The organism is Nostocoides sp. F2B08 (assembly GCF_009184895.1).
GTDB lineage: Bacteria > Actinomycetota > Actinomycetes > Actinomycetales > Dermatophilaceae > F2B08.
This window is the reverse complement of the sequence record NZ_WESE01000002.1, coordinates 84,312-96,223: the sequence shown is the minus strand read 5'-3', so window position 1 is coordinate 96,223 and position 11,912 is coordinate 84,312. Positions and strand designations below refer to the sequence as shown.

Below are 11,912 nucleotides of genomic sequence, written 5' to 3'. Positions count from 1 at the left end.
GTTGGCGAACGGTCGGTTCTCTCTTCCTTATTGGGGAGGTCACCGGAGTGGCAGGCAGCCACCGAGGTCGGCGCGAATGCCGCTGTCCCGGACCTGCCCCGACGCCTGCGCATCCGTCCACGCCACGCGGCCGGTAACGAGGGCCAGCCAGGTCTGGGCGTCGGTCTCGACGACGTTCGGCGGCGTGCCGCGCGTGTGCCGCGGCCCCTCGATCGCCTGGGCGGCGCCGAAGGGGGGCACCCGGACCTCCACACTGCGGCCCGGATGGCGCGTGGCCAGCTCCTCCAGCGCATACCGGACCGCCGTCGCCAGGGTGGACCGGTCGAGCGACTCGCCGTGCTCCTCCCAGTCGCGCACGGCGGCACGTCCCTCCTCGGGAGGGATGCGGCGACGCGGGGGCACGCTCAGGCCTCGAAGGGCACGACGAGCACCGGCTCGCTCGTCGGCTGCTCGGACCCGCCCTCGGGCTCCATCGTCACGGCGACGCCGACGGCGTCGCCGAGATCGACCTCGATAACCATCTCGGCGTCCTCGTCGCGCGGCATGACCCCGGCGTCCGACACGGTGCCGTCGGGGTGGCTGAACCACAGCTGGTAGTCCCGCCCCTCCGGTGCAGGCGTCATATCGCGCGTCTCGATCGCCACCTTGTCCATCTCCCGGCTGACGATGACCGTGGCCGTCGCCTCGCCGACCTGCGCCTCGAACCGCTGGGCGTCGGCCGCCGCCGCGACCGTCTCGGTCGTCAGGTCCGGCGCGCCGCGGAACGGGCCGATCGCCACGAACATGAACAACGCGACTGCGGCCGCCGCCGCCACGAGGAGACTGAGCCGCCGTGCGGCGCGCGAGCTCCGGCGGGCGCCGAGGTCGTCGTGGCGGGCTGGGTCCGCGAAGGCGGTCGGTGGCGACGTCTGTCGTGGAGCGCCCGGGCGGGAGGCCGGCTCGATGCCGTGCAGGACCGCCTCGCGGACCTGCGCCGGTGGGGTCTGCGGCGTCGCCGCGAGAGCGAGGGCTTCGACGGTGGGCGTGAGCGTGGCCACCTCGTGCTCGCAGTCGGGGCAGGTGAGCAGGTGCTCCTCGACGAGCAGTCGTTCGTGCTCGTCGACCGCGTCGAGGAGGTATGCGGCGAGCAGGTCGCGCACGTGGGCGTGCGTGGGATCCGGGTCGTGCGTGGGATCCGACTCGTGTCTGGGGTCGGTCATGTGTCCTCCCCGAGGACGTCGCGCAGCCGCAGCAGCGCGTCGCGGATGCGGGACTTGGCGGTCCCGAGTGGGATATCGAGCATCGTGGCGACCTGAGTGTGGGTGTATCCGTCGAAGTAGGTGAGCTGGATGGCCTCGCGCTGGAGGTCGGTGAGGGCGCCCAGTGCTTCGCGCACGCGGTCGCCCTCGAGGTTGGCGTGTGCGCGCTCGACCGTCTCGTCGAGGCTACGGCGTGGGTCGCGCACGAGGTCGAGGTGGTCGCGTCGACGCGCGGCCTCGGCGCTGCGGACCCGGTCGACGGCGCGACGGTGGGCGAGGGTGAGGATCCAGCCCATCGGTGAACTGTGGGATAGGTCGATGTGGCGGGCATTGCGCCACATTTCGAGGAACACCTCCTGAGTGACCTCCTCGGCCTGGGCGGCGTCCCGGAGCACGCGGACGACCAGACCGTGCACCCGCGGTGCGATCCGGTCATAGAGGCGCTCGAACGCCCCCTCGTCACCGGTGGCCGTCGCCCGCACGAGCTCGGTGAGCTCCGTCGCGTCGCCGCGGTCGCCCGCCACCCCGCCCTGCTCGCGTTCCTTCTCCGCTGCGGCTGCGGGACGGCGTGACGCACCCTCCCCCAGCGCAGAGCCGGAGGAGGGTGTCGACATGCCGTCCATCATGGCCCGTGTCTCACCCGCGCGGCGAGTGGAGCCCGCGCGCGCCGGGGTGATCAGGCCGATGAGCATGGAGGTATGCGGTGGTCACGCGATCAGGGCAGGAGCACCTGGTCGATGATGTAGACCGTGGCGTTGGCGGTCTGGACGTTGCCGCACACGATCGCGGCCTCGCCGACCGTGAACTCCTCGCCGGAGCCCTCGACCGTGATCGTCGTGCCGGCCAGGGTCTCGTGGTCGCCGGCCAGCATGTCCGGGCTGAGTCGCTCCGGGACGACGTGGTTGGTCAGCACGGTCGTGAGCAGTCCCGACGGGTCTGCGAAGGCCGCGTCGAGCGTCTCCTGGGGCACAGCGGCGAACGCGTCGTCGGTCGGTGCGAAGACGGTGATGTCCTCCGTCGTGTTGAGGGTGTCGCCGAGTCCGGCCTCGCCGACCGCGGCGACGAGCTGGCTGAGAAGCGGGTTGTTCGAGGCGGCCGTCGCGACCGGGTCGGTCGACATCCCATCGAAGGAGCCGGCGCCGTCCGCGGGGACGGCTGCGCAACCCGGGCCGAAGGGCTCACCCATCGCCATCGGGTCGTCGGTCATCTCCTCGGTCATCTCGTCGGTCGGCGTGGCCATGTCCGTGTCCTCGGTCATCGGCTCGGTGGTCTCGGCCATGGTGCCGGTGTCGGTCGCGGCGTCGCCGTCGTCCGAGCCACAGGCCGCCAGGCCGAGGGACATGGCGAGGGCGAGGGCGACGATGCCGCCGCGGCGTCGGGTGGTGGTGCCGGTCATGAGGTCCTCCTGGTGCAACGTTCGGGTGATCTGACGGGAGGGGTTCGAGGCTGGTGCGCCGCCGGATTGCCCTGTGTGGCAATATTTTTCGCTGCCAGCCGATCTATGGCATGGCTGAGCGGGCGGAATCGGCCGCCGGACGCTCTGCCGTTCAGGCGACGGTGACGACGACGGTGTGCCAACCGGCGGCGCCGTCCGGGAAGACGTCGGCGCGCTCCTCCGTCTGGGTCTCGCCCGTCCCGTCGGTCGCACGGACGACGAGCGTGTGCCGACCCGTCGTGGCCTCCCACGGGAGGTACCACTGGCGCCAGTAGTCGATCCCGACGTCGTCGCCGAGGGTCGCCTCGGTCCAGGGGCCGTCGTCGATGCGCACCTCGACCCGCTCGATCCCCCGACCTTGCGCCCAGGCGACCCCACCGATGGCCGTCTGGCCGGAACGGATCGGCCGCAGCGGCGCGGGCGTGTCGATCCGGGCCTGGGTCTTGACCGGCCCGAGCTCGGCCCAGCCCCGTTCGGTCCAGTAGGCCCGCTCGGCCGCATACGTGGTTGCCGTCAGCGACTCCAGCCACTTCGTCGCGCCCACGTAGCCGTAGAGCCCCGGCGTCACGAGGCGGGCCGGGAAGCCGTTTCGCTGCGGAAGCGGCGCACCGTCCATGGCGATGGCGATGAGGGCCTCCCGGTCGTCGGTCAACGCCGCCACGGGAGTGGAGATGGTCATCCCGTCCACCGAGCGGCTGAGGATCTGATCCGCGCCGGGCCGCACCCCGGCCTCGGCCAAGAGGTCCGAGGTGCGCACCCCGAGCCAGCGGGTCGAGCCGATGTAGGGCCCGCCGACCTCGTTCGAGACGCAGTTGAGGGTGATGTCCCGCTCGATGAGGGGCATCGCGAGCAGGTCGTCGAACGAGAGCTCGTAGGGATTGTCGACATCGCCGTCGATGCGCAGCCGCCACGAGTCGAGGTCCACCCGTGGCAGGGTCAGGGCGGTGTCGATCCGGTAGAAGTCGGCGGTCGGCGTCCGCAGCGGCGAGATCCCGGACACCTCGGTGGCGAGATCGGTCGGCAACGGTCCGAGCGGTTCGGTCGCGGGGGGCAGCACGATCGCGCGGGCCAGCTGTGCCGGGCGCGCCCACACCTGGCCGACTGCGGCCAGGCCCGCCGCGGCGGCCGCGACCCCGATCGAGCCGATGACGAAGGTGCGCCGGTCGGCTCCGGCCCCGGCGAGCGAGGCTCCGCCCGGTTCGGCGACGTGGTCCGTCGGACGCTCGACCTCCCGCGTTCCTTGCGTGTCGGGTCCGGACGGGCCAGATGTTCGTGTCGAATCGGCCCTCGCCGCGAGCGAGGTGAGCCAGGAGAGCAGGGCGACGCCGACGATCGTCGCGATGACGCCGGGAAGGATCGCCATCTGCGACTGGCCGACGGTGAGGTGGGCGGCGAGGGTCGCGAGCACCCCGAGGACGATGACGATCGCGGCCCCGGCCCAGGGGTGGCGCCGGCTGAGGATGCCGGCGGTCGCGGCGAGCAGCGCCGTCACGACGGCCACCCCGGCGATGAGGATCGGCTTGTCGGCGGTGCCGAAGGCGTCGACGGCCCACGTCTTCACCGGGGTGGGGGTCGCGTCGATGACCGCTGTGCCGACGGCCAGCACGGGCGAGGCGGCGGGCTCGACGAGCCCTGCGACTGCGTGACCCGCGGCCATGGCACCGGCGGCGCTGAGCAACCCGGCCAGCGCATACCGGGCGGTGCTCGCGCGGCCGCCCGCCCCGCCGGACGCGCCGGTCGTGCCGCGTGCGGGGGCGTCCGTGGCGGGATAGGTCCTCATGATGTGGTCTTCGGTGCCGGGGGCCGTCCGGATGGGCGAGGAACTGCACTGATCAGCCCAGGTCCTAGGGTACGGGCTCACCCCGGACAGGCGCGTATCGTGGACGTCGTGCGCACCAACGCCCGCTATCCCAACTTCGTCGCCTTCATCGGCACCGGCGTCATCGTCGGCGGGATCGTCGGCGGCCTGATCTCGACGCTGAGCGACAATCCGGCGACGACCTTCTCGGAGAACTCCGCGCTCGGCTACATGGTCGTGACGTTCGCCTTCCTCGGCGCCATCCTCGGCGCGCTCGCCGGAGTCATCGCCGACATCGTCATCACGCGTCGGGACCGCTGACGTGGCCCGCGGGGACGGACTGCTCGGCCACGACCTCGTCCCGGGGGAGAAGGGTCCGCAGGACGCGTGCGGCGTCTTCGGCGTCTGGGCTCCGGGTGAGGACATCGCCAAGCTCACCTACTACGGTCTGTACGCCCTCCAGCACCGCGGCCAGGAGAGTGCCGGCATCGCCGCGAGCGACGGCCACCGACTCCTCGTCTACAAGGACATGGGCCTGGTCTCCCAGGTCTTCGACGAGCGTGCGCTGGCCTCACTGCGGGGGCACCTCGCGGTCGGCCACTGCCGCTACTCCACCACCGGCGGGTCGACGTGGGAGAACGCCCAGCCGACCCTCGGCGGGCACGAGGGCGGCACCGTCGCCCTCGCCCACAACGGCAACCTGATCAACAGCGCCGAGCTGCGCGAGCTGGTCCGGACCCGCAGCGGTGATGCCGAGCTGACCGGCGAGCTCCGTCGCGGCAACACGACCGACACCGCCCTCGTCACGGCGCTGCTCACCGACTCGCCGGACCGCTCCCTCGAGGCGCGCGCCCTGGAGGTTCTCCCCCTCCTGCGCGGCGCGTTCTGCTTCACCTTCATGGACGAGCACACCCTGTATGCGGCGCGCGACCGCCACGGCATCCGCCCCTTGGTCCTCGGTCGCCTCGAGCGCGGCTGGGTCGTCGCCTCCGAGACCGCGGCCCTCGACATCGTCGGGGCCTCCTTCATCCGCGAGGTCGAGCCCGGCGAGCTCATCGCCATCGACGAGGAGGGGTTGCGGTCGAGGCGGTTCGCCGAGGCCGAGCCCAAGGGCTGCGTGTTCGAGTACGTCTATCTCGCCCGCCCCGACACGACGATCAGCGGCCGCGTCGTGCACGAGGCACGGGTCGAGATGGGGCGAACACTGGCGCGGGAGCACCCGGTCGACGCCGACCTCGTCATCCCGACGCCCGAGTCCGGCACTCCTGCGGCGATCGGCTTCGCCCAGGGCTCGGGCATCCCCTACGGCCAGGGGCTGGTGAAGAACGCGTATGTCGGGCGGACCTTCATCCAGCCCTCGCAGACCATCCGCCAGCTCGGCATCCGGCTCAAGCTCAACCCGCTGCGCGACGTCATCCGCGGCAAGCGGCTCGTCGTCGTCGACGACTCGATCGTCCGCGGAAACACCCAGCGGGCCCTCGTGCGGATGCTGCGCGAGGCCGGGGCCGCCGAGGTCCACGTGCGCATCTCCTCGCCGCCGGTGACGTGGCCGTGCTTCTACGGCATCGACTTCGCCTCGCGCGCGGAGCTCATCGCCACCGGCCTCGCCGTGGAGGAGGTGCGGATGTCGATCGGCGCCGACTCGCTCGGCTACATCTCAGAGGAGGGTATGGTCGCCGCGACCCGACAACCGCGCGAGCGGCTGTGCACCGCGTGCTTCACCGGCGCGTACCCCGTCCCGCTACCAGATGAGCAGCAGCTCGGCAAGGGTGTGCTCGAGCTGCAGCTGGCCTTCGACGAGGTCGAGGTGGCGGACGCCGCTTCGGGTGAGTCGACGGGCGAGGGCCCGAACGGCGGCCCCCGCGTCCTGGCGCACCCGACGATGTCCCGGCCCACTCCGGTGGTGACGTCGGACCGCTGAGGCGGCCACCGCATACCCATGGCGCGGCGGCGTCCTCGCACGTGGGAGCGGGACTCTGGCAGGCTCTCCCCATGAGCACGAGCGTTCCGGCGACCCCGCCCGAGACCCCGACCAGCGTCGTCGAGGAGACCCGCCGCCTCGGCGTCGAGCGGACCGGCATCGAGATCATCGCCGAGTCCGAGCGCACCGCCCGCCCGCGGGACCTGTTCTGGCCGTGGTTCGCGGCGAACATCTCGGTGTTCGGCATCTCCTACGCCGCGTTCGTCCTCGGCTTCGGCATCTCGTTCTGGCAGGCGGCGGTCGTCACCGTCGTCGGCGTCGTCGTCTCGTTCATGCTCTGCGGGGTCATCGCGATCGCGGGCAAGCGCGGTTCGGCCCCGACGATGATCCTCTCGCGCGCGGCCTTCGGGGTCACCGGGCAGAAGGTCCCCGGCGTGATCAGCTGGCTCGTCTCGATCGGATGGGAGACCTTCCTCGCCATCCTCGCCGTGCTCGCGACCTCGACGATCTTCGAGCGGCTCGGGTGGGGAGGCGGCACGACGACCAAGGTCGTCGCGGCTGTCGTCGTCGCGACCCTCATCGTCGTCGCCTCCGTCATGGGCTACCACGTCATCATGCGGATGCAGTCGATCCTGACCTGGATCACGGCCGCCATCACGATCCTCTACGTGGCCATGACGGTGCAGTACATCGACTGGGACGCCGTCTCCTCGCTACCGAGCGGCTCGTCCGGCGCGATGGTCGGGGCCCTCGTCATGGTGATGACCGGGTTCGGCCTCGGCTGGATCAACATCGCCGCCGACTGGTCCCGTTACCAGCGCCGGGACGCCCCGGGTGCCTCGATCGTCGCGTGGAACACCTTCGGCGGCGCGCTCGGCCCGACCCTCCTCGTCCTCTACGGCCTGACGATCGCCGGGTCAGACGAGGAGGTGCTCGCCGGGATCGGCGACGACCCGATCGGCACCCTCGCGACCCTCCTGCCGACCTGGGTGCTCGTGCCGTTCCTCGTGGCGGCCATCCTCGCCCTCGTCTCGGGAGCCGTCCTCGGCATCTACTCCTCGGGCCTGACCCTGCTCTCGCTCGGCGTGCGCATCCCACGCCCTATGGCCGCCCTCATCGACGGGCTCATCCTCACCGCCGGGACGGTGTGGGTCGTCTTCTTCGCCGAGAGCTTCATCGGCCCGTTCCAGTCCTTCCTCATCACCCTCGGGGTGCCACTCGCCGCGTGGGCCGGGATCATGATCGCCGACATCGCCCTGCGCAAACGGGACTACGACGACGAGGCGCTCTTCGACGCTTCCGGGCGGTACGGCGCCTGGGACTGGACCTCGATCGCCACGCTCGTCGGCACCTCCATCGTGGGGTGGGGGCTCGTCGTCAACCTCTTCGCCGAGGACGCGGCGTGGAACAACTGGCAGGGCTACCTGCTCGAGCCGCTCGGTCTGGCCACGTGGGTCTCCGCGGAGGAGGGCGGGCCGTACTGGGAGGGCAACTGGGCCTACGCCAACCTCGGCGTGCTGATCGCGCTGGTCGCATCCTTCGCGATCACTTACGTCGCCCGCCGCACCAGGGTGGCACGGCAGGAGGAGCGGGTGTGAGTGGGCCGGTGTTCGGGCCGGTCGACGGCGAGGACTGGCTCGTCGTCATCGACGCGCAGTTCGTCTTCGCCGACCCGACGACCTCGCCGTGGGGCTCGCCCATGTGGGCCGAGACGGTGCCGCGGGTCGCGGACCTGGCCCGTGCATACGGACCGGAGCGCACTGTCCTGACCCGCTTCGTCGCCCGCCCTGGGCTGGGCGGGTCGTGGGGGCGGTACTACGAGGAGTGGCCGTTCGCGCTGGTCCCTGAGGACGACGACCTGTATGCGCTGGTCCCCGACCTCGTCGGCCGCGGCGAGCACGTGGTCACGGCGGGGACGTTCGGGAAGTGGACCGCCGAGCTGCGGGCGATCGTGGGGGAGCAGCCCGCGCTGACGCTGGCCGGGGTGTCGACCGACTGCTGCGTCATCTCGACCGCGCTGCCCGCCGCCGATGCCGGCGCGACGGTGCGGGTGGCGGGGGACGCGTGTGCCGGCTCGACGGTGGAGAACCACCGGCACGCGCTCGCCGTCATGGCGCTCTACGGCCCGCAGATCACCGTGGTGTGATCGCGCCTCGCGCGGTTGGCATGCCGGTGAGGCGGGCGTGGGGCTCGGGCATGTCGGGGGAGTGGGATGTCGCGCGGTTGGCATGCCGGTGACGTGGGCGTGAGGCTGCGGCATGCCAGGGGCGTGGGATGTCGCGCGGTTGGCACGCCGGTGACGTGGGCGTGGGGCTGCGGCATGTCGGGGGCGTGGGATGTGGCGCGGTTGGCATGCCGGTGACGTGGGCGTGAGGCTGCGGCATGTCAGGGGCGTGGGATGTCGCGCGGTTGGCACGCCGGTGAGGCGGGCGTGAGGCTGCGGCATGTCAGGGGCGTGGGATGTCGCGCGGCTGGCATACCGACGCTCAGGTGGGAGGCGCGCGCGTCAGCGGGGGTGCTGGCCCACGAGCTGCACCGAGCCGCCGTCGACGCCCTTGGCGCCGCGGACGACCTCGACACCCACCTCGATCGGCGCCTCATCCTGCGCGTGCACCTCGCCCATCACCCAGGTCTCGATCCCCCGGTCCTGCAGATGGGTCATCGCCGCCTCGACGGACTCCGGCGTCACGATCGCCGTGAAGCCGACCCCGAGGTTGAGGGTGCGCTCGAGGTCGTCCTGCGGCACCCGGCCGAGGTCGGCGACGAGGTCGAAGACCGGCGGCCGGGCCCAGGTCGAGCGGTCCAGCCGCGCGTGCACGGTATGCGGCAGTACCCTCGCCACGTTGGCCGCCAGTCCTCCGCCGGTCACGTGGGAGAGCGCGTGCACCTCGACGTCGTCGTGGCGAAGGAGCGCGAGCAGGTCGGCGGAGTACACCCGCGTCGGGATGAGCAGCTCCTCGCCGAGTGTGCGTCCGAGGTCCGGCACATCACGCTCGAGCGACCAGCCGGCGGCGGCGATGACGCGGCGCACGAGCGAGTACCCGTTCGAGTGCAGGCCCGAGGAGGCCAGCCCGAGGACGACGTCTCCGGGCCGCACCCGCTCAGGGGTGAGGACGTCGTCGTACTCGACGACCCCGGTGGCCGCTCCCGCGACGTCATACTCGTCGGGCTCGAGCAGCCCGGGGTGTTCTGCGGTCTCCCCGCCGACGAGCGCGACCCCTGCGGCGGCGCAGGCCTCGGCGATGCCGCCGACGATGGCCGCGATCCGCTCCGGAACCACCTGACCACAGGCGATGTAGTCGGTCATGAAGAGCGGCTCGGCCCCGCAGACGACGATGTCGTCGACCACCATGCCGACCAGGTCGTGGCCGATCGTGTCGTGCCGGTCGAGCGCCTGCGCGATCGCGACCTTGGTGCCGACACCGTCGGTCGAGGTCGCGAGCACCGGCCTCCTCATGCCCACCAGGGCGGAGGCGTCGAACATCCCCGCGAAGCCACCGAGCCCACCGAGCACCTCGGGACGGGTCGCGCGACGGACCGAGGCCTTCATCAGCTCGACCGCCCGGTCGCCGGCCTCGATGTCCACCCCGGCCGTCGCGTAGGTGATCGGTGCGTCGGCGGTCGGGGAGGCGGGGCTCGACTGGTCGGTCACGGGCAGCAAGCCTAGTGCCGCCCGAGGGCAGCATCAGGTGACGGGTGTGCACCCGCACAGCCAGGGGATGAGCGTGGACGGCGCCTCAGCGCTGTCCCGAGATCCACCGCTCGTAGTCGTCGTCCTCGTCGGCGTCGTCATCCTTGGACCACTGGTCCCGGGTGTCGGTGCCGACGTCTCCGTGTAGTTCTCGCTCAAGCGCGCTCAGGTCGGTCTGTGGGCTGTAGTACTTCAGCTCACGAGCGACCTTGGTCTGCTTGGCCTTGGCTCGGCCGCGCCCCATGGCGTGACCCCCTTGTGTGCGTCGTCCGGGGCGGCATCGTTAGAGCCGAAGTCGTGCCGTGCACTCCTTCGACTCCACGGAGCGGTCCCGGGGGGTGTGTGTACGTGTCGTGAGGTCAACGCTACATGAGTCCCGATGATTCCGTGTCCACGCGCCGTCCGCTGGGTGGGCGCGCGTCCGAGGCGTGGACCCCTCGGCGCCCCGGACACTGACCGCGCAGTGGCCGAATCTGGCCGTTGACCTGGGCGTTCAGGCCTGCGCCCGCGCGTCGGATGATCCCGCCTGCGCCACCCACGGAGTCCGTCCTCCGCGAGCCATCCGCTCCTCGGCGACGTGGTCGGCGGCCGCGGCGGGCGTGACCCCGAGCTCGTCCGCCGACCGGAGCACCTCGAGGGTGTGGTCGAAGATCTCGCTCGCCTTGCGTCGGGCGCGCTCCATGTCGAAGCCGTGCAGCTCGTCGCTGACCTGGATCACCCCGCCCGAGTTGACGAGGAAGTCCGGGCAGTAGAGAACCCCGCGCTCGGCCAGTCGGTCGGCGGTCCCGCCGGGCCCCTCCGTGACGAGCTGGTTGTTGGCGCCCCCGCACACGATGCGGGCGCTCAGCGCCTCGACGGTGGCGGGGTCGAGCGCGCCGCCGAGTGCACACGGCGCGAAGACGTCGAGCTCGAGAGCGACGAGCTCTTCGGTGCTCGCCGCGGCCTCGACCTCCGGATGCTCCGCACGCAGCCGGTCCACGGCCGCCCCGTCGACGTCCGCGACCACGACGGACCCGCCGTCGGCGAGTACGTGCTGCGCCAGCTGCCGGCCGACCTTGCCCACCCCGGAGATTCCCACCCGCTTCCCGGCCACGGAGGGGGTGCCCCAGACGTGCTCGGCTGCGGCGCGCATACCTTGGAAAACCCCGTATGCGGTGAGGACGCTGCTGTCCCCGCACCCGCCTCGTTCGAGCGACCGCCCGGTCGCGAACGCGGTCGTCTCGCCGACGATGTCAAGGTCGGCCACGAAGGTGCCGACATCGCAGGCGGTGACGTAGCGGCCGCCGAGCGTCTGGACGTAGCGACCGTATGCGCGGAGCAGTTCGGGGGTCTTGTCCCGGGCCGGGTCGCCGATGATGACCGCCTTGCCCCCTCCGTGCGGCAGTCCGGCGACGGCGTTCTTGTAGCTCATGCCACGCGAGAGTCGGAGGACGTCCTCGAGGGCCTCGGCGTAGGAGGCGTACGGAAAGAAACGAGTGCCGCCGAGCGCCGGCCCCAGCGAGGTGTCGTGGATCGCGATGATGGCGCGCAGCCCACTCTCCCGGTCGACGCAGGAGACGATCTGCTCGTGCTCGGCCGCGGCCAGCAGCTCTGCGGCGCCGGCGGTGGTCGGGGGGTTCGCGACGGCGGTGTCGGCGACGGTCACGGGAAGGCTCCTTTGCCTCGGATGCGGCCGCGGGGGTGGCGCGACCGGTCGGCCGGGGCGCGAGGGTATGCGGCTCTCCGGCCTCGTTCTGTCGCGCCTAGTCTGCCTCCGGGCTCGGCCAGGTCCCAAACCGTTCGGGTGACTAGACTGAGCGCACTGTCCCGCACGGGCCGACGAACACAGG

At 71.8% G+C, this 11,912-nt stretch carries 12 protein-coding genes; 4 read left to right on the top strand and 8 right to left on the bottom strand.

All coding sequences use genetic code 11. The annotated features are described in order from the left end of the window. Positions 1-39 precede the first annotated feature (39 nt). The 5 genes from GA707_RS04075 to GA707_RS04055 form a co-directional block, all read right to left on the bottom strand. The gene (locus GA707_RS04075; RefSeq protein ID WP_152177161.1) at positions 40-402 is read right to left on the bottom strand and encodes a sterol carrier family protein; all 363 of its coding nucleotides are present in this window, start codon (positions 400-402) and stop codon (positions 40-42) included. A 2-nt stretch (positions 403-404) separates the two neighbouring features. Beyond that, positions 405-1,199, bottom strand: a complete 795-nt coding sequence (locus GA707_RS04070) for an anti-sigma factor domain-containing protein (protein WP_152177160.1) — start codon at positions 1,197-1,199, stop codon at positions 405-407. Continuing rightward, on the bottom strand, positions 1,196-1,852 hold the full coding sequence (gene sigK / locus GA707_RS04065; RefSeq protein WP_152177159.1) for an ECF RNA polymerase sigma factor SigK: 657 nt from the start codon (positions 1,850-1,852) through the stop codon (positions 1,196-1,198). The genes GA707_RS04070 and sigK overlap by 4 nt, the downstream gene beginning before the upstream one ends. Positions 1,853-1,953: 101 nt before the next feature. Next, positions 1,954-2,634, bottom strand: a complete 681-nt coding sequence (locus GA707_RS04060) for a fasciclin domain-containing protein (protein WP_152177158.1) — start codon at positions 2,632-2,634, stop codon at positions 1,954-1,956. A gap of 151 nt (positions 2,635-2,785) precedes the next feature. Continuing rightward, a complete protein-coding gene (locus GA707_RS04055; protein WP_152177157.1) occupies positions 2,786-4,453 on the bottom strand; it encodes a molybdopterin-dependent oxidoreductase in 1,668 nt (555 codons plus the stop codon). 108 nt (positions 4,454-4,561) lie between these two features. Here GA707_RS04055 and GA707_RS04050 point away from each other — a divergent pair, with 108 nt between their 5' ends. The 4 genes from GA707_RS04050 (at position 4,562) to GA707_RS04035 (ending at position 8,538) form a co-directional block, all read left to right on the top strand. Next, positions 4,562-4,792, top strand: coding sequence for a hypothetical protein (locus GA707_RS04050; protein ID WP_152177156.1), 231 nt, complete (start codon positions 4,562-4,564; stop codon positions 4,790-4,792). A 1-nt stretch (position 4,793) separates the two neighbouring features. Beyond that, positions 4,794-6,392, top strand: coding sequence for an amidophosphoribosyltransferase (purF, locus tag GA707_RS04045; RefSeq protein ID WP_152177155.1), 1,599 nt, complete (start codon positions 4,794-4,796; stop codon positions 6,390-6,392). A 71-nt stretch (positions 6,393-6,463) separates the two neighbouring features. Then, on the top strand, positions 6,464-7,990 hold the full coding sequence (locus GA707_RS04040; RefSeq protein ID WP_152177154.1) for a cytosine permease: 1,527 nt from the start codon (positions 6,464-6,466) through the stop codon (positions 7,988-7,990). Next, on the top strand, positions 7,987-8,538 hold the full coding sequence (locus GA707_RS04035; RefSeq protein ID WP_226963521.1) for a cysteine hydrolase family protein: 552 nt from the start codon (positions 7,987-7,989) through the stop codon (positions 8,536-8,538). Before GA707_RS04040 ends, GA707_RS04035 begins: the two co-directional genes overlap by 4 nt. 360 nt (positions 8,539-8,898) lie before the next feature. On the opposite strand, the gene purM is transcribed toward GA707_RS04035, so the two are convergent. From purM to GA707_RS04020, 3 genes are all read right to left on the bottom strand, one after another. Next, positions 8,899-10,044: a phosphoribosylformylglycinamidine cyclo-ligase gene (gene purM, locus GA707_RS04030; protein ID WP_152177153.1), complete on the bottom strand. Its 1,146-nt coding sequence runs from the start codon at positions 10,042-10,044 to the stop codon at positions 8,899-8,901. Between the two features lie 85 nt (positions 10,045-10,129). Next, positions 10,130-10,327, bottom strand: coding sequence for a DUF3073 domain-containing protein (locus GA707_RS04025; RefSeq protein WP_152177152.1), 198 nt, complete (start codon positions 10,325-10,327; stop codon positions 10,130-10,132). A 249-nt stretch (positions 10,328-10,576) separates the two neighbouring features. Further along, positions 10,577-11,728 carry a Glu/Leu/Phe/Val dehydrogenase gene (locus tag GA707_RS04020; RefSeq protein WP_226963520.1) on the bottom strand — a complete coding sequence of 384 codons (1,152 nt, stop codon included), beginning with the start codon at positions 11,726-11,728 and terminating at the stop codon, positions 10,577-10,579. Positions 11,729-11,912: the final 184 nt, after the last annotated feature.